This is a genomic window from Mycobacterium angelicum, from assembly GCF_002086155.1.
Taxonomy (GTDB): Bacteria; Actinomycetota; Actinomycetes; order Mycobacteriales; family Mycobacteriaceae; genus Mycobacterium; species Mycobacterium angelicum.
In genome coordinates this window covers 1-17,619 of record NZ_MVHE01000016.1, presented here as the reverse complement: position 1 = coordinate 17,619, position 17,619 = coordinate 1, and the positions used below count along the sequence as shown (strand labels likewise).

Genomic DNA, 17,619 nt, shown 5'->3' with positions numbered 1-17,619 from the left:
GCCGGCTAGCCGTTCTGGGCGATGTCCTCGAGCACCGCGAACATCGTTCGGGCGGGCACGCCGGTGGCCCCCTTGGGGTTGTAACCCCAAGCGCCGCCGGTGTTGTAAGCCGGTCCGGCCACGTCGATGTGCGCCCACTGCACCGAATCGGCGACGAACTCGCGCAGGAAGACTCCGGCTACCAGCATCCCGGCGTAGCGCTGCCCACTCACGTTGGCCAAGTCGGCCACGGTCGACTTCAGGTCGTCCTTCAGTTCATCGGGCAGCGGCATGGGCCAACCGTTTTCGCCTACGCGCTGCGAGATCGCCGCGACCCGGTCGCGGAACGCGTCGCTGCCCATCACCCCGGGTATCCGCGCGCCCAGCGCCACCGTCTGTGCCCCGGTCAGGGTGGACGTCTCGATGAGGTAGTCCGGATTGTCCTCGCAGGCGCGAACGATGGCGTCGGCCAGGATCAGCCGGCCCTCGGCGTCGGTATTGAGCACCTCGACCGTGGTTCCGCCGTACTGCGTCAGGACGTCACCGGGGCGCTGCGCGGTCGCCGAGGGCATGTTCTCCGCCATTGGCACCGTGGCGATCACGTCGATGGGCAGCTCCAGCTGCGCGGCCAGGGTCACGGTCGCGATAACCGCGGCCGCCCCACCCATATCCGAGGTCATGTGATGCATGGACGCCGCGGGTTTGATTGAGATCCCACCCGTATCGAAGGTGATTCCCTTGCCCACCAACGCCACTCGCTTGGCCTTCTTCGGGCTTTTGGCCAGTCGCGATCCCCGATAGCTCAGCCGCACCAGCCGCGGCGGCCGCGACGAGCCCTGGCCCACCCCGATCACGCCGCCATAGCCCGCCCTGGCCAGCGCCTTGTCGTCGAGCACCTCCACTTCCAGGCCCGCGGCTTCGCCCAAAGCCTTTGCGCGCTTGGCGAATTCGGCCGGGAACAAGTGGCTCGGGGGAGTATTGACGAAATCGCGGGCGGTGGCGACAGCTGTCGCGACGGCCGCGCCGTGCGCACTCTGCTGCTTAGCTTCCTTGGTGTGCTGAGCCGTAGTCAGCACCGTGATCTTGCTCAACCCAGCATCTCTGGGCGCGGTCTTGGCGCTGCGGAAGGCGCTGAACCGGTAGCTGCCCAGGATCAACCCCTCCACGGCGGCTGAGCAGACGTCTTCGCCGGGCAGCTGGCCCAGCGTGGTGATCACCGCTTCGGCGGTGCCCAGCGACCGCGCGGCCACCCCGGCGGCGCGCCGGATCGTATCGGCGGGCCACTCGGGACGCGACTTGCCCAGGCCGACGGTCAGCACGCTGCCCACCGGCAGCGACGCCACTACCAATCGATGTAGTTGTTCGCTGGCGCCGGTGGCGCCCAGCGCCCGCAGCCCGGCCTCGATTTCGGCCACCGCATCCGCAGACAGGAACGGCTCAGCCGACGCCACGACTGCGCCGGGTCGGTCGTCATCGCCGGCCGATAACACCGGGACGAGCAAGACCGCCGATGCCGTACCACGTTTGGGTAGCGATGTGGCGACGTTGACAGCAGGGGATCGGTAGCCCGGTTCGTTGGTCACGGGCAACCACCCTAGTCACCGGGAAGGTGATTAGCTCGGCAGCGTCGTCTCCGCCGGGCTGCCGAGCAGTTCGAAGGCGGGAACCGGGGCGTCGAAACCCTTGAGCCTCAACGGGCCGTGGGCGGTCGCGGGCCACTCCGGCAGTTGCTCGTGCAGTGCTGCGTCGGCCAAGACCTGCCCCGGGGCCGCGGATGCCACCAAACGCGCGGCCAGGTTAACCGTGTTGCCGAAGTAATCGCCGTTGATGGCCAGCGAAGTCCCGTATGCCAAGCCGGCGCGGACGTGCAGACCCTCCTCGCGCGCCCTGGGATGCCCGACGAGATCGATCGCTGCCTGCGCGAGCCGCCCGGCCGACCCGCTCACCCACATCACCTCGTCGCCGATGAACTTCACGACCCGGCCGCCATCGGCATGGACCACGTCGGTGACGGTCCCAGCGAACTCGTTGAGCAGGTCCGACAACTGCACGGGCGTCAGCGCCTGAGTTAGCACGGTGAAATTCGACAGGTCCGCAAAACCGATGCCGCACACCACGCTTGCCGACGTGTCCCGAATCACGCCCTCGAAGTGGGTCCGGGCGCTGGCCAGATGGTGGCGGTGAACGATGTCGATCAGTGCGCCCAGGCGGGGGATGAATTGGGCCACCGAGCGGTAAGCCTGCGCCGTGGCGAGTTCATCGTGGGTGTGGGTCATCTGGATGTCCGGCGCACCGGCGCGGATCAGCGTCGACTCGGCCTCGGCGAGCCGGGCCATGGTGGCGCCGAGTACCCGCAGCAGTCCGTGCGCGCCGTCCTCGCCCACAAACGTCTTGAGCGCGACCCAGGTAGCCAGGGCGTCGACGTCGGCCTGGCTGAGGGCGGGAACGTCGGGACCGGCGACGGTCAGACCAAGCAGCGCCCAGGCGCGCGCGACCTGTTCGGCCGACAAGCCGAGTTGTTCGGCCGCGGTCTGAAAGGTGTAGACCGGGCGTCCCGACCAGGAGAGGACGTCGCCGGCCAGCCCGAACAGCCGTCCGCGCCGTTCGGCTTCCGTCATGTCCTCGACTGTGAAACCAAGGTCGTCTAGGTACTTGATCAGGTCGGCGCGCTCCCGAGGGTTAGCGATTCCTGCTGCTTCCAGCGCCTCGAAATCCAGTGGCGATCGCAAGCGCGGCGATGCCGGGCGCTGCGGGTCGCCGCCGTTAGCCAGTGGCGATCGCAAGCCCGGCGGTGCCGGGGGCTGCGGGTCGCCGCCGTTAGCCAGTGGCGATCGCAAGCCCGGCGGTGCCGGGCGCCGCGGGTCGCCACCGTTAGCAAGGGAATCGGACATCTACCAAAGTGTGCCAGCCGCAGTCCTCGATTAGGGTGGGACGCCGTGAGCGCTGCGCCAGAACTGCTACAGGGACCGCTGGAAGACCGCCACCGCGAACTGGGCGCAAGTTTCGCCGAATTCAGCGGCTGGTCGATGCCGGTGTCGTATGCCGGCACCGTCAGCGAGCACAACGCCACCCGAAACGCCGTCGGCCTGTTCGACGTCAGCCATCTCGGCAAGGCTCTGGTCAAAGGACCCGGCGCGGCGCAGTTCGTCAACTCCGCACTGACCAACGACCTGACCCGCATCGGTCCCGGCAAGGCGCAATACACGTTGTGCTGCACGGATTCCGGCGGCGTCATCGACGATCTGATCGCCTACTACGTCGCCGACGACGAGATCTTCCTGGTGCCCAACGCCGCCAACACCGCAGCGGTCGTCGATGCGCTGCAGGCCGCCGCGCCGGACAGTTTGACCATCACCAACCTGCACCGGTCCTACGCGGTGCTGGCGGTACAGGGGCCACGGTCCACCGACGTGCTCGGCGCGCTGGGACTGCCGACCGGCATGGACTACATGGGCTACGCCGATGCCACGTATTCGGGCGTGCCGGTGCGGGTCTGCCGCACCGGATACACCGGCGAGCATGGGTACGAACTGCTGCCGCCCTGGGAGTCTGCGAGCGTGGTGTTCGATGCCCTGGCGGCCGCGGTGACCGACTCCGGTGGTGAGCCCGCCGGGCTGGGCGCCCGCGACACCTTGCGCACTGAGATGGGCTATCCGCTGCATGGTCACGAACTTTCGCTCGACATCTCCCCACTACAGGCCCGGTGCGGCTGGGCGATCGGCTGGAAGAAAGCGGCGTTCTTCGGCCATGATGCGCTGCTGGCCGAGAAGGAAGCCGGGCCGAGGCGTTTGTTGCGGGGGCTGCGCATGGTCGGCCGCGGTGTGCTGCGGCCGGGGTTGACGGTGCTCCAAGGCGAGCGCGCCATCGGCGTCACCACGTCCGGAACGTTTTCTCCGACATTGCAAGTGGGCATTGCGCTGGCGCTTATCGACACCGACGCGGACGTGAAAGACGGCCAGCAAATCACCGTCGACGTGCGCGGACGTGCCGTGGAGTGCGAAGTGGTGCGTCCGCCCTTCGTCGAACTGAAAACGCGCTAGCGGCAGGCTCGCATGGCAAAAACCCGTTGGCGCACGGATATAGAATCGGCGCCATGACCAGCGGTTCCCTTGAGTTCACGGTTTCGCGCTCGCAAAGTCCGGCCACCAGGGACCAGCGGGTATCGATCCTGGCTGACCCTGGCTTCGGCAAATTCCACACCGACCACATGGTTTCGATCGACTACCGCGAGGGCCGTGGTTGGCACAACGCGCGCGTCATCGCCTACGGCCCCATCGAGCTGGATCCGTCGGCCATCGTGCTGCACTACGCGCAGGAAGTGTTCGAAGGGCTCAAGGCCTACCGGTGGGCGGACGGCTCGATCGTGTCGTTTCGCGCCGACGCCAACGCCGCCCGGTTGCGCTCGTCGGCGCGGCGGCTTGCGATTCCGGAACTACCCGACGAGCTATTCATCGAATCCCTGCGCCAGCTGATCGCCGTCGACGAGGCCTGGGTGCCCAAAGCCGGTGGCGAAGAGGCGCTGTATCTGCGGCCGTTCATCATCGCCACCGAGCCCGGGCTGGGCGTGCGGCCGGCCAAGGAATACCGCTATCTGCTGATCGCCTCGCCGGCCGGCGCGTACTTCAAAGGCGGCATCAACCCGGTATGCGTCTGGGTCTCAACGGAATACGTGCGGGCCAGCCCCGGCGGTACCGGCGCGGCCAAGTTCGGCGGCAACTACGCAGCCTCGCTGCTTGCGCAGGCCCAGGCCGCCGAAAACGGTTGCGACCAAGTGGTGTGGCTGGACGGCGTCGAGCGCCGCTACGTCGAAGAGATGGGCGGCATGAACCTCTTCTTCGTGCTGGGCAGCGGTGGTTCGGCGCGGCTGGTCACCCCGGAGCTGTCCGGCTCGCTGCTGCCCGGTATCACCCGTGATTCGTTGCTGCAGTTGGCGATTGACGGCGGATTCTCGGTCGAGGAGCGCAAGATCGACATCGCGGAATGGCAGAAGAAAGCCGCCTCCGGCGAGATCACCGAGGTGTTCGCCTGCGGTACCGCCGCGGTCATCACGCCGGTCGCCCGGGTGAAATACGGGGACAGCGAATTCACTGTCGCCGACGGCCAGCCTGGTGAAGTGACAATGGCGTTGCGCGACACCCTCACCGGGATCCAGCGTGGCACGTTCGCCGACACCCACGGCTGGATGTCGCGGCTGGGTTAGGCGACTGCAGCGGCCGGTTGGGCCGGCCGGGCCGGCTCGGGATGCCAGCTGGCCCAGGCGTGCCGGATCTGACCGCGGTGGACGCGACCGGCGAGATCGCTGGTTTCGGGCACGACCAGCTTTGGGACGCGACGCTCAAGCCGCCACGAGCGGTTGGGTGACGTCTCGCCGATCGGGCCGGGTGCGCGCAGCGCGGCGATACCGGCGATGACGGCCAGTACCAGCACCAGGACCACCGGCAAGACCGTGGAGCGGGCTTGGGCGATTCCGCCCAGACCGGCTCCCAGCACGGCGGATTCGACGGCGACCAGCGTCATGCTGAAGCCGATCAGCGTCCCGCGATGTTCTTCCGGGGCGAACACGCTGATCCAGGAAACCGCGGCGGCGACGACGGGCTGACCCGAGACGGTTGCGAGCAGGAACACGGTGCCGTAGGCCCACATGTGGTACCACTGGCCGGAGGACTCCGCCACGATGCTCAGCACCGCACCGGCCGAGCTCAGCGAGGCACTGCCGAGCAGCATCCCGCGCACCCCGAACCGGGTGTAGACCTTGCGCCACGCCACTGACCCGACGACCAAGCCGATGCTGGACAGGATGATCAGCACGTGCAGGGTGCCGTTGTGCTTGGCGGCACGCAGGCTGTAGAAGCTGGTGCCCAGGCTGATCGGCGCGAACAGCAGATAGGTCAGCGCGTACTGGCGGAACCACCGCTGCGCTCCCGCGGCCGCAAAGCCATGCCGGTAGGTTTCGCGCAGGGAGGGCCGCCGGGTGGTGCCGGCCGAGGGAATCGGCCCGACGAGCAGCGCCGCGATCGCCGACGAGTACAGCGCCGCGGCACCCAGCCAGAGCAGGTAGTGGTACGCGGCCGTCTGATTGCCGTTACCCAGCATCGGCACGACCAGCAGGGTGACGAACGTGGCCAGCGACGACCCGGCCGCACCTTGGGTGAGAAACAGTTGACCCCGTCGTACCGCGGCTAGCTTGCTGGCGACCATGTCGGTGTAGGCGACGCTCGAGAGCGCGACGACGACTCCACCCAGCGCCGAGGTCAGCATGAACACCGGCCCGACCAACTTGCTGGTCCACGGGATTATCGCGTCACACACGAGCAAGGTGGCCGCGCTGGAAGCGATCAGGGCAAGCAGGACATGGCGCCGGTGGCCGGTCCGCTGCAGGATCGCCGGCGACAGCGAGTTTCCGGTGATCGAACCGATGCTGTAGGCCGGGAACAACAGCGCTGCCGTCCAGGTCATGCCCAGGTGAGCGCACACGAACGGCAGCACCACCGACACGTTGCTCAGCTGCATCCCGGCGGTGTAGCAGGTGCCCTGGGTCAGCAGCCGCCCGTACGGATTGCGCGGCGCATCGGTCGCCGGGCTGCTCAGCCGTGATACGGGCATGACGAAGACGTTAAGGCCCCTGAGCGGGCAAAACAATCCTCCGATCGGCGACGATCGGACCAAATTGTGTCCCCCGATTGGGGGACCTCGCGGTGCGCCGGCCAGCAGGCGGGCTAACAGCGGATCAGTGCTGCCAACAGGGTAGCGCTGATCGTCGTTGTTAGCTCGATGGCGCAGCCCAGCACGTCACCGGTGATGCCGCCGAATCGGCGCACGCAATGTGCCACCAGGACGGCACCGCAGCCCACAGCCAGCAGCACCGCAACCGGTCCCTGCCACAACCGTGGGCCTGCTACCAGCGAAAACGCCAACAATACGGCGAGCCAGGCCGCCACCACCGGCACGGGTTGGGAACCTGCGACGCTGGTGCCCAAGGCGCTGCCCTCGGCCGCCGGCACCGATCGGCGACAGGCCAGTACCGCGGTGACCCGGCCGGCGAAGACGGCCACCGCGATGCCGGTCATGCCGAGGGTCGAGAACGCCAGCCCTTGGGCGACGATGACCAGGACAATGGCGGCAACCCCGAACGGGCCGGTTGACCCGTCGCGCATGACCGCGAGGGCACGCTGCGGCGGTCCATAACAACCCAGGCCGTCGGCCGTATCGGCCACCCCGTCGATGTGCAGGCCCCGGGTTGCGATTAGCAGTGCCGCCACGGCGAGCAGTCCGGACAGCGGGCTGGACGGGCCGAACGCCTGCCCGCCCGCCCAGGTGACGGCCGCGGCCAGGCCGCCCAGAACGGCGCCGACCACCGGCAGCGCGGTCATGGCGCCGCGCCCCATGGGCGTGGCCGCTGCAGCGCGGACGGGTAGCACCGTTGCGAATGCGAAAGCTGTTGCCAGCGAACGCATCACGAGAGCGGCGGGGTCGATACGCCGGCTTCGGTGAAGGTTGCCATCGAGGACAGCGTGGCCACCGCGGCGCGCAGCACCGACACCGCCAGTGCGGCGCCGGTGCCTTCGCCCAGTCGCATTCGCAAATCCAGGATCGGGTCCAGTTGCAGGGCCGCCAGGGCCAGCGCGTGACCGGGTTCAGTGGAGCGATGGCCGGCCTGCCACCACAACCGGGCGCCGGGCGCCAGGCGCTCGGCGACCAGCGCCGCGGCCGTCACCGCCATGCCGTCGAGCAGCAACGGGGTGCGCCGCACCGCGGCCTGCGCGCAGAAGCCGGCCATCGCGGCCAGGTCCGCGCCACCGCAGCAGCGCAGCAGCCCGACCGGGTTGGGCAACACCGGACGCGCCCGAAACAGGGCATCGCGCACCGCGGCCGTCTTGCGCGTCCAGCCGGCGTCGTCGATGCCCGTCCCGAAACCGACCACGGCGACCGGTTCGGCATCCGTCAGCGCCGCCACCAACACCGCCGCCGCGGTGGTGTTCCCGATCCCCATGTCGCCGGCAATGAGCAGGTCGGCGCCGGCGTCGACCTCTTCGTCGGCGATCTGCTGGCCGGCCGCGATCGCGGCGGCGGTCTCGTCCTCGGTCAAGGCGTCCTCGATGGCGATATCGCCGCAGCCGCGCCGCACCTTGTGCGCGCCGATCTGCTCGGTCAGCGCCTCGGCATCCACGCCCAGGTCGGCAACCCGGACGGTCGCGCCGGCGACGTCGGCCAGCGCGCTTATCGCCGCGCCGCCGGCGGCGATGTTGGCCACCATCTGAGCGGTCACTTCCGATGGGTAGGCCGACACCCCCGAGCGGGCCACACCATGGTCACCTGCGAACACCACCACCCGTGCTCGCTCGAACTGGCGCGGCGGGCACCGATCCTGGCAGGACGACACCCAGACCGACAGGTCCTCGAGGCGGCCCAGCGCACCGGGCGGCTTGGTCAGCGTGTCCTGACGGGCGCGGGCTGCTGCGGCCACGCCCGCATCGGGGGCCGCTACCGGCATGAAATCGGTCATGTCGCCTGCGGCTTGATGGGTACGGCCTGTCCGGCCACCACCAGCACCACTTGGTCGCACAGCGCCGCCAGCTGCTGGTTGAGGCTGCCCAACTCGTCGGCGAAGCGGCGACCGGATGGGGTGGCCGGCACGACGGTCAATCCGACTTCCGGACTGACCAGGACCAGAGTCGAGCCGAACGTGCTGACCGCGGCGAGTATGTCCGCAACGGGAGCCGCGACCGATCCGTCGGCCCAGGCCTGGTGGCGATCCAGCGTGCCAGTCAGCCAGCTGCCGAGATCGTCGACCAGCGTCGGGATCTCCGGCGACTGCCGCAACTGGGAGGTGATGTCATCGGTTTCGACCGTGGACCAGTGCGCGGGCCGGCGGTCGCGGTGCTTGGCGATCCGCTGCGCCCACTCCGGGTCGGCCTCGCCGCATCTGCCCGAAGCCAGATAGCGGACCGGCTGGCCCGGTGCCAGTGAGTTGGTGATGGCTGCCTCCGCCCATCGGGATTTGCCCGACCTGATGCCGCCGAGTACCAGGGTGCGCACCGCGCTCAGACGGCTTTCCGGGGCGGACTAGCCGACACTGCTGCCGCGCTCGACTTGAGGTCGGGGCGCCCGCATCCGGCGCATCTGCGAGGCCCGGCCCGCAGCGTAAATGCCTAGTTTCCAATGACTTTCGGTGTTGCTGGGAAACTTGGCGTCTACCAGCCGGCCAACCTTGCGGCCCAGGATGATTCCATCGACCATCATCACGGCCATCAACACCAGCATCGCCGGGGACATGTAGTACTGGACCTGCGGGACGGCGAACATGACGAACAACAAAGCCAGCGCCGACGGCATGAACAGTCCGAGCACGTTGCGCCGGGCGTCGACGATGTCGCGGACGTAGCGCTTCACCGGGCCCTGGTCGCGCGGCAGCAGGTAGGCCTCGTCGCCGGCCATCATGCGTTCGCGTCGATCCGTCATCCGGGCCCGGCTGGCAGTTCGCTCGGCCCGGCGTTCCTCCCGGCTGAGTTTGGGCCCTTTCAGCGTCTTGCGCCGGGCCCTCGCTTCGGAGGCCGTCATTGGCGCGGGGACGACGGGACCCTTCCTCGGGTTGCGCCCGGCCTCGTTGCGTTTGGGCGTGGGGCGGCCCTTGGGGCCGGTTTTCGGCCCTCCTCGAGGCGCTCCGGACGCTTCTGCGCGATCGGCATCGCCCCCGGGGGTGTTCGGCGAATCGTCACCTTCGTCATGGCCCTTTTTGCGGCCCAACAGCTTCACAGTCGTCAGGTTACTTCCCGGGTTGCCGCTCGCCGGAACTATGCCCACGGGTTGAGTGGGTTACGCGACGCTGGCGCCCACGTTGGCCCTACTCTTGCTTGTAATGGACGGCTCGCTCGCCTCGGATGCTGCCGATGGCCTCGCGCCCGGCCGATTACAGCTACCTGCGATGCGGGTGCTGGTTGCCCCGGATTGCTATGGCGACAGTTTGTCGGCGGTGGAGGCCGCCGCCGTCATCGCGACCGGCTGGACCCGATCACGCCCCGGCGACAGCTTCATCGTCGCCCCTCAGTCCGACGGCGGGCCGGGCTTCGTCGAGGTGCTCAGCAACCGGATCGGCGGGTTGCGCAAGCTGCAGGTGTGCGGGCCGCTGGACAAAGACGTGGACGCGCAGTGGGTGTTCGACGCGAGCTCTGGGACCGCCTTCCTCGAGGTTGCTCAGGCGTGCGGCCTCTCGCTCCTCGGCGGCCCACCCACACCAGAGACGGCATTGGCGGCCCACAGCAGGGGAGTGGGCCAGCTGATCGCTGCGGCGCTTCAGGTGGGGGCCGCGCGCATTGTGGTGGGGCTGGGCGGCAGTGCCTGCACCGACGGTGGCCGCGGGATGATCAACGAGCTCGGTGGCCTGGACGTGGCGCGTGAGCAGTTGGCCGCTGTCGACCTGATCGCCGCCTCGGACGTCGAGTACCCGTTGCTGGGGCCCTGGGGGGCGGCGCGGGTGTTCGCACGGCAAAAGGGCGCCGACACCGCTACCGTCGCCAAACTCGAGGTCCGCCTGGAAGCCTGGGCGATGGAACTGGACGCGGCCGCCGGCCGGGCGGTGAGCGCCGAGCCCGGCGCGGGCGCGGCCGGCGGCATCGGAGCCGGACTGTTCGCCCTCGGCGGCCGGTGCGAATCGGGCGCGGCGATCATCGCCGAGCTCACCCACCTGGCCGACGACCTCGCCGAAGCGGAGCTGGTCGTTACCGGAGAGGGGAAGTTCGACGAGCAGTCGCTGCACGGCAAGGTGGTCGGCGAAATCGCTGAGGCGGCCAGCGAGCTGGGAATTCCGGTGATCGTGCTGGCCGGGCAGGTGGTCCTGGACAAATCCGCGTCGCGCTCGGCGGGCATCATGTCCGCGCTGTCGATCGCCGACTATGCGGGCTCGGTGGGGCTGGCGCTGGCCGACGCGGCCAATCAACTCATGGGTTTGGCATCTGAGGTCGCCGCGCGACTCGGGAATCGCGGCGGTGCAGGGTACCGTTGATACGAGTGGGTTTTCCCAAGAACACATCCCCCGCCCGTATTCGGCCCAAGCCAGGCGGGCCCACCCAACCATCAGGCATGTAGGAGAAGCAATGACGGTGCAGAACGACTCGACCGCCAAGACCCACGGCGTGATCCTGACCGAGGCCGCTGCCACCAAGGCCAAGGCCCTGCTGGACCAGGAGGGACGCGACGATCTGGCGCTTCGGATCGCGGTTCAGCCCGGCGGCTGCGCGGGGTTGCGATACAACCTCTTCTTCGACGACCGAACGCTGGACGGAGATCTGACCGCGGACTTCGGCGGTGTGACGTTGACGGTCGACCGGATGAGCGCTCCCTACGTCGAGGGCGCGTCGATCGATTTCGTCGACACCATCGAGAAGCAGGGTTTCACCATCGACAACCCCAACGCCTCCGGCTCCTGCGCCTGCGGCGATTCGTTCAACTGACCGAGCCTGATCAGTACTGTCCTGCGGTGCGCAGCACGTAGGAGCACACCAGGATCTGGCCGCGCTGGAACAGCAGCTGCGCGACGCCTTGCACCTCACCCTTCGGCGGGCCGCCGGTGGCGGGGGTCACTCGCATGGTGAACAACACCTGAGCCTGGTACTGCGACCAGTACACAATCTTGTCGATCGAGGTCACGTCGACCTGCGAAAACTGTTTGCGGAACGCGTCGCTGCTGAGCTTGGCCAGGGCCTGGTCGGAGCGCTTGTCCTTGACCCCGTCATAGATGCCGCACAGCGCGTTGCGGACGATGGTGTCGGTGTCTTTGTGTACCAGGGCGTTCAGGTAACCCTGAATCGAGGTTTTGGCCGTCGTCTCCGAAAAGGTGGCACCGGTATTGGCGCCGTTGGTGCGGACTCCGTACACGATTGCCGCGGTCAGGCCGGAGACCAGCATGATGGCCGCCAGCGTCCCGATGAGTAGCCGTTTGGGGCGACGACGCCTGGGATAGTGGCCCGGCGACGGCGGCAGCGGACCGGGATAGGGGGCCGCGGCGTCGGCGGGAAAGTCCAGGGTTTCGGGGTGTTGGGCCGGTCCGTGGGGACCGGTTACCGGATAGTGCCGCATGTCTTGGGGTCCGTCGGCGCCGACAGCGGGGTTCGGCGGGTGCGGACCGGCCATCGTTTTTCTCCTACGCTGGTGTATCGAGACGACTAAGCGGGCGACGAGCGATTGCCGTTCCAGCAGGGAATTGCGGCAACCCAGGTGAGTTCTCTAGGCAGGCTAGCGCAATAGCTGCGCACGGCCTGTGAATGCGCGGCAGCGTTGGTCGCCAGGTCGGGATTCATGAGAAGCTAGACGACCTTAGGAATGAAGGGCGGATATTTAGTGACGATCGCGGTTACCGGTTCTATTGCGACAGACCACCTGATGCGGTTCCCCGGCCGATTCTCCGAGCAGCTCCTGGCCGATCACCTGCACAAAGTATCGCTCAGTTTCCTGGTGGACGACCTGGTGGTGCATCGCGGCGGCGTGGCCGGCAACATCGCTTTCGCCATCGGTGTGCTGGGCGGTGATGCAGCGTTGATCGGTGCGGCCGGCGCGGACTTCGCCGACTACGGCGCCTGGTTGCAAGCCCACGGCGTCAACTGCGACCACGTGTTGATCTCGAAGACTGCGCACACGGCGCGGTTCGTGTGCACCACCGACACCGAGATGGCCCAGATCGCCTCGTTCTACCCGGGCGCCATGTCGGAGGCTCGCGAAATTTCGCTGGCCGAGGTCGCGAAGGCGATCGGAACTCCGGAGTTGGTGATCATCGGGGCCAACGACCCGGCGGCCATGGTCGTGCACACCGAGGAGTGCCGCACGCTGGGCCTGCCCTTCGCCGCTGACCCTTCCCAGCAGTTGGCCCGGCTGTCGGGCGACGAGATCCGTCAGCTCGTCGACGGCGCCGAAATCCTGTTCACCAACGACTACGAATGGGATCTCCTGCTATCCAAGACCGGCTGGTCGGAAGCCGATGTGGCGGCCCAGGTGGGGCTGCGGGTGACCACGCTGGGCGCCAAGGGCGTCGACATCGTCGATCGCGACGGCAGCAGCGTCCATGTCGGTGTGGTGCCCGAGACCAGCCAGACCGACCCCACCGGCGTCGGCGATGCGTTCCGGGCCGGATTCTTGACCGGGCGCAGCGCAGGCCTGAGTCTGGAGCGCTCGGCGCAGCTGGGCTCGCTGGTGGCGGTGCTGGTGCTGGAGTCCACCGGAACCCAGGAATGGAAATGGGACCATTCGGTTGCCGAGGCCCGGCTGGCTGGTGCCTACGGCGAGGACGCGGCCGCCGAGATCGCTGCGGTACTGGCCTAAACCTCGACCGGGTACTGCGGCTCGCTGATCTGCGGTACGACGCTGTGCTCGATAAAGATCGCGTGCCAGAGCATGAAGATCAGCACCGTCCACAGCCGGCGGCTGTGATCGCTGACTCCGGTCCGGTGTTCGTCGAGCATACGGCGTACCGCGGCCAGGTCGACGAGGTGACCCGCCTGCGATGAGTCGACCATCCCGTACGCCCACTCCAGCAGCTCACCGGCGCGCAGCCAATGCCGGATGGGAACCGGGAAGCCCAGTTTCGGCCGGTGCAGCACGTGTGCCGGCACGATGGGCTCCAGCGCGCGCCGCAGCGCGTACTTGGTTGTGGTGCGAGTGATCTTGGCCTGCAGCGGCAACCGGGAAGCCACCGCGAATACCTCGGGCTCCAGGAACGGCACCCGCAGTTCTAGCGAATTGGCCATCGTCATCTTGTCGGCCTTGACCAGAATGTCGCCACGAAGCCACGTGAACAGGTCGATGTGCTGCATCCGCGCCACCGGGTCCCAGCCGGCCGACTCCGCGTACCGCGGAGCCGTGACGTCGGTGTGGGTCCACTCCGGCCGGAACCCGGGCAGCACGTCGCGCAGCTGCGCATCGGAGAAGCTGCGGGCATTGCCGTAGTAGCGCTCCTCGAGCGTCAGCGACCCCCGGTGCAGCAGGCTCTTGCCGCGCATGCCCTCCGGCAGCGGCTTGGACACCCTTCCCATCGACCGCCGCAGGGACCGGGGCAGGTAATCGAAAGGCTTCAACGACAAGGGTTCCCGGTAGATCGTGTAGCCGCCGAACAATTCGTCGGCCCCTTCGCCGGAGAGCACCACCTTGACGTGTTTGCGGGCCTCGCGGGCGACGAAGAACAGCGGCACCAGCGCCGGGTCGGCGACCGGTTCGTCGAGATACCACACGATCTCGGGCAGGGCGCCGACGAATTCGTCGGCGCTGACCACCTTGGCGATGTGGCGCGCTCCGATCGCTTCGGCGGAGGCCACGGCGACGTCGATCTCGGAGAAACCCTCGCGCTCGAAACCGGTGGTGAAGGTGATCAGCCGCGGGTTGTGCCGGATGGCCAGCGCGGCGATGGCTGTGGAGTCGATACCTCCGGACAGGAAGGCGCCGACGGTGACGTCGGCGCGCATGTGCTTGGCCACCGAGTCCTCCAGCACCGCGGTGATCTCGTCGTAGCGGGCCTGTTCGGTATTGCCGGTGAACGGCACCGCCGCAAACCGGGGCACGAAGTAGCGAGTGACCACCGGGTCCGATCCGGGCCGGACCCGCGCGTAACAGCCCGATTCCAGCCGCCGCACGCCGCGGTGCAGCGTCTCGGGCTCGGGCACGTACTGCAGCACGACGTAGTGCTGCACCGCGCGCTCGTCGATCGCCGTGTCAAAGCCGATCAAGTCGGCCAGGTCCATCAGACATTTCTTTTCGCTGGCCACCGCTGTGCCACCGGTTCCGGTCGCCATGAACAGCGGCTTGATGCCGAACGGGTCGCGGGCGCAGAGCAATTCGCGGGTGACGGTGTCCCACAGTGCGAACGCGAACATGCCGCGCAGCCGCGTGAGCACGTCGGTGCCCCAGTAGTGGTAGCCGGCGACGATCGCCTCGCCGTCGCCATCGGTGGCGAAAGCCGCGCCGTGGGCGCTGGCCAGTTCCTCGCGCAATTCCAGGTAGTTGTAGATCTCGCCGTTGAACACCAGGACGTAGCGGTCCGCGGCGTCGGGCGGCCCCCACCGCAGCGGCTGATGCGAATGCGCGATGTCGATGATGGACAGGCGATTGAAACCGAACACCACCGACCCGTCGGCGGCGGGGTCGGCCCAGGTGCCGGGTTCGTCAGGCCCCCGATGCCTCATCAGGTGCGATGCGCGGGCAATGGCGCCGTCGGCCTCGGCTGCGGCCGCCTCGGGGCCCTGCGCGCTGTCGGGGTCGGGGGGCGCCGCGACGAAGGCGAGCAGTCCACACACGGCGCCCCAGTATGCCGCACTCGGACCGCTTGTGGGCATCGGCGCGGCCCATTGGGGCTCTTTGGTGGACCAGTTTCGGCACGCATCGTCGCCCGGGAAAGCCGCGTGGTCTACGCTGCGTAGTATTCGACATCCGAGTTCGCCGACGGTTCCCGCCCGACGCGGCGCGACCCAAGTCGGCCCAGCTTGTGATACAGGAGGCGCCAAGGTGACACCTCGCGAGCCAAGTCGTTCGCACAGCTTGTCGCAGCGCAGGTCTCGGCGCCGTTCCGGCGCTCTCTCGCGCCGTCTCCGGCCGCTGGCGCTAGCCGCGACCGTGGGCGCGCTCGCGCTCACGCTGAGCGGCTGCAGCTGGTCTGAAGCAATCGGCATGGGATGGCCGGAGGGCATCACGCCGGAGGCTCACCTGAACCGGGAGCTGTGGGTCGGTGCGGTGATCGCTTCCCTGGTCGTCGGCGTCATCGTCTGGGGTTTGATCTTCTGGTCCGCGGTCTTCCACCGCAAGAAGAAGGGCGACACCGAGCTGCCGCGCCAGTTCGGCTACAACATGCCGCTTGAGCTGGTACTGACCGTCACGCCGTTCCTCATCATCTCGGTCCTGTTCTACTTCACCGTCGTTGTGCAGGAGAAGATTCTGCACATCGCCAAGGACCCCGAGGTCGTGATCGACATCACGTCCTTTCAGTGGAATTGGAAGTTCGGCTATCAGCGGGTGAACTTCAAAGACGGCACCCTGACCTACGATGGCGCCGACCCGGCGCGCAAGAAAGCCATGGTGTCCAAGCCAGAGGGCAAGGACAAGCACGGCGAGGAACTGGTCGGGCCCATCCGCGGGCTCAACACCGAGGATCGCAGCTACCTGAACTTCGACAAGGTCGAGATCCTGGGAACGAGCAGCGAGATTCCCGTCCTGGTGCTGCCCGCCGGCAAGCGCATCGAATTCCAAATGGCTTCGGCCGACGTGGTCCACGCCTTCTGGGTGCCCGAGTTCTTGTTCAAGCGTGATGTGATGCCCAACCCGGTGGCCAACAATTCCGTCAACGTATGGCAGGTCGAGCAGATCACCAAGACCGGGGCCTTCGTCGGCCACTGCGCCGAGATGTGCGGCACCTACCACTCGATGATGAACTTCGAGGTTCGGGTGGTGGCCCCCAACGACTTCAAGGCCTACTTGCAGCAACGTATCGACGGCAAGACCAACGCCGAGGCGTTGCAAGCAATCAACCAGGCGCCGCTGGCGGTCACCACCCATCCGTTCGATGCCCGCCGCGGCGAATTGGCCCCGAGCCCAGTAGGTTAGGACACTCGATGCATATCGAAGCCAGGCTGTTTGAGTTTGTCGCGGCGTTCTTCCTCGTCGTGACGGTGCTTTACGGTGTGCTGACGGCGATGTTCGCCACCGGCGGCGTCGAGTGGGCCGGCACCACGGCGCTGGCGCTGACCGCCGGCCTCGCGCTGATCGTGGCCACCTTCTTCCGGTTCGTGGCACGCCGGCTCGACACCCGGCCGGAAGACTATGAAGGCGCTGAGATCAGTGACGGCGCAGGCGAATTGGGTTTCTTCAGCCCGCACAGCTGGTGGCCGATCATGGTTGCGTTGTCCGGTTCGGTGGCGGCCGTCGGAATTGCGTTGTGGCTGCCGTGGTTGATCGTTGCCGGCGTGGTCTTCATCCTTTCCTCGGCGGCCGGACTGGTCTTCGAGTACTACGTAGGCCCCGAGAAACACTGATCGGATCCGAGAAGGTCACAATCCGGGCGTCAGTTGTTCGGTGGCCAGTTCGCCACGACTTCGCTGCGCCGCTGGGTTGGGTAGTGTTTGCGAGGCACAGGAGAATTCACCCGGCGCGTGTGCCAGAACGCAGCGCTGGTGAGGCAGTTGGACAGGGTAGGCGAACATGAGCGGGCCGGATACCCCGGGTTGGGAACCTGACAATCCCGACTCCGGCAGCGAGCCCGGCGCCGACCTCGAACCCCTCAGCGATGGTCCGGATCCCGAAGAGCACGGCGGGGAGCTGCTGGGCGGCGACAGCGGCGCGGTGGAACTGGGCGAGCATACCGGCGCGACCGACGCATATTCGCAGGCTTATTCAGCGCCGGAATCCGAACAGTTTCTCAGCGCCCGGTACCTGCCCGCCGATCTCAGCCTCTACGACTACGACAGCTACGACGATTCGGCCGACGACGAGGAACATGCCGCGCCCCGCTGGCCATGGGTGGTGGGCGTTGCGGCCATCCTGGCCGCCATTTCATTGGTGGTTTCGGTGTCGCTGCTCGTTACCCGCACCGGCTCGAACAAACTCGCCACCCCCGCCACTACCTCGTCGGTGCCGCCGGTCCAGGATGAGATCACCACCACCACGGTCCCGCCC

General features: G+C 67.7%; 16 protein-coding genes and 1 pseudogene. 8 read left to right on the top strand and 9 right to left on the bottom strand.

What is annotated here, in order from left to right:
• Nucleotides 1-5 precede the first annotated feature (5 nt).
• Together BST12_RS12845 and BST12_RS12840 are read right to left on the bottom strand one after the other, a co-directional pair.
• Entirely contained in the window at nt 6-1,562 is a 1,557-nt protein-coding gene (locus BST12_RS12845; RefSeq protein WP_083113508.1) for a leucyl aminopeptidase, read from the bottom strand.
• A 30-nt stretch (nt 1,563-1,592) separates the two neighbouring features.
• Complete coding sequence (locus BST12_RS12840; RefSeq protein WP_139801646.1) at nt 1,593-2,708, bottom strand: adenylate/guanylate cyclase domain-containing protein; 1,116 nt, start codon at nt 2,706-2,708, stop codon at nt 1,593-1,595.
• A gap of 207 nt (nt 2,709-2,915) precedes the next feature.
• Between BST12_RS12840 and gcvT the strand changes: the two genes are divergently transcribed.
• Nucleotides 2,916-4,019, top strand: coding sequence for a glycine cleavage system aminomethyltransferase GcvT (gcvT, locus tag BST12_RS12835; protein WP_083113506.1), 1,104 nt, complete (start codon nt 2,916-2,918; stop codon nt 4,017-4,019).
• Between the two features lie 53 nt (nt 4,020-4,072).
• Nucleotides 4,073-5,179 carry a branched-chain amino acid aminotransferase gene (locus BST12_RS12830; RefSeq protein WP_083113505.1) on the top strand — a complete coding sequence of 369 codons (1,107 nt, stop codon included), beginning with the start codon at nt 4,073-4,075 and terminating at the stop codon, nt 5,177-5,179.
• Here BST12_RS12830 and BST12_RS12825 read toward each other — a convergent pair.
• From BST12_RS12825 to BST12_RS12805, 5 genes are all read right to left on the bottom strand, one after another.
• Nucleotides 5,176-6,582: an MFS transporter gene (locus BST12_RS12825; protein WP_245850276.1), complete on the bottom strand. Its 1,407-nt coding sequence runs from the start codon at nt 6,580-6,582 to the stop codon at nt 5,176-5,178. The two genes, BST12_RS12830 and BST12_RS12825, sit on opposite strands and share 4 nt — an antisense overlap.
• A 113-nt stretch (nt 6,583-6,695) precedes the next feature.
• A complete protein-coding gene (locus BST12_RS12820; RefSeq protein ID WP_083113504.1) occupies nt 6,696-7,436 on the bottom strand; it encodes an adenosylcobinamide-GDP ribazoletransferase in 741 nt (246 codons plus the stop codon).
• Nucleotides 7,433-8,482: a nicotinate-nucleotide--dimethylbenzimidazole phosphoribosyltransferase gene (gene cobT / locus BST12_RS12815; protein ID WP_083113503.1), complete on the bottom strand. Its 1,050-nt coding sequence runs from the start codon at nt 8,480-8,482 to the stop codon at nt 7,433-7,435. Before cobT ends, BST12_RS12820 begins: the two co-directional genes overlap by 4 nt.
• A complete protein-coding gene (locus BST12_RS12810) occupies nt 8,479-9,015 on the bottom strand; it encodes a bifunctional adenosylcobinamide kinase/adenosylcobinamide-phosphate guanylyltransferase (RefSeq protein WP_083113502.1) in 537 nt (178 codons plus the stop codon). Before BST12_RS12810 ends, cobT begins: the two co-directional genes overlap by 4 nt.
• Nucleotides 9,016-9,042: 27 nt before the next feature.
• Nucleotides 9,043-9,732 carry a DUF3043 domain-containing protein gene (locus BST12_RS12805; RefSeq protein ID WP_083113501.1) on the bottom strand — a complete coding sequence of 230 codons (690 nt, stop codon included), beginning with the start codon at nt 9,730-9,732 and terminating at the stop codon, nt 9,043-9,045.
• A gap of 169 nt (nt 9,733-9,901) precedes the next feature.
• Between BST12_RS12805 and BST12_RS12800 the strand changes: the two genes are divergently transcribed.
• Together BST12_RS12800 and BST12_RS12795 are read left to right on the top strand one after the other, a co-directional pair.
• Complete coding sequence (locus BST12_RS12800) at nt 9,902-10,978, top strand: glycerate kinase family protein (protein WP_139801650.1); 1,077 nt, start codon at nt 9,902-9,904, stop codon at nt 10,976-10,978.
• Between the two features lie 91 nt (nt 10,979-11,069).
• Nucleotides 11,070-11,426, top strand: coding sequence for an iron-sulfur cluster assembly accessory protein (locus BST12_RS12795; RefSeq protein WP_083113499.1), 357 nt, complete (start codon nt 11,070-11,072; stop codon nt 11,424-11,426).
• Between the two features lie 10 nt (nt 11,427-11,436).
• Here BST12_RS12795 and BST12_RS12790 read toward each other — a convergent pair whose 3' ends face one another.
• Complete coding sequence (locus BST12_RS12790) at nt 11,437-12,105, bottom strand: Rv0361 family membrane protein (RefSeq protein WP_083113498.1); 669 nt, start codon at nt 12,103-12,105, stop codon at nt 11,437-11,439.
• Nucleotides 12,106-12,312: 207 nt separating this feature from the next.
• On the opposite strand from BST12_RS12790, the gene BST12_RS12785 reads away from it, so the two are divergent.
• A complete protein-coding gene (locus tag BST12_RS12785; protein ID WP_083113564.1) occupies nt 12,313-13,287 on the top strand; it encodes a carbohydrate kinase family protein in 975 nt (324 codons plus the stop codon).
• On the opposite strand, the gene asnB is transcribed toward BST12_RS12785, so the two are convergent.
• Nucleotides 13,284-15,251 carry an asparagine synthase (glutamine-hydrolyzing) gene (gene asnB, locus BST12_RS12780; RefSeq protein WP_083113563.1) on the bottom strand — a complete coding sequence of 656 codons (1,968 nt, stop codon included), beginning with the start codon at nt 15,249-15,251 and terminating at the stop codon, nt 13,284-13,286. The genes BST12_RS12785 and asnB overlap by 4 nt on opposite strands.
• A gap of 208 nt (nt 15,252-15,459) precedes the next feature.
• On the opposite strand from asnB, the gene ctaC reads away from it, so the two are divergent.
• The 3 genes and pseudogenes from ctaC to BST12_RS12765 all read left to right on the top strand — a co-directional run.
• Nucleotides 15,460-16,551 carry an aa3-type cytochrome oxidase subunit II gene (ctaC, locus tag BST12_RS12775; protein WP_083113497.1) on the top strand — a complete coding sequence of 364 codons (1,092 nt, stop codon included), beginning with the start codon at nt 15,460-15,462 and terminating at the stop codon, nt 16,549-16,551.
• Between the two features lie 8 nt (nt 16,552-16,559).
• A complete protein-coding gene (locus tag BST12_RS12770) occupies nt 16,560-16,979 on the top strand; it encodes a cytochrome c oxidase subunit 4 (protein ID WP_083113496.1) in 420 nt (139 codons plus the stop codon).
• A 166-nt stretch (nt 16,980-17,145) separates the two neighbouring features.
• Nucleotides 17,146-17,619, top strand: a pseudogene (locus tag BST12_RS12765) (MmpS family transport accessory protein); the annotation flags it as partial.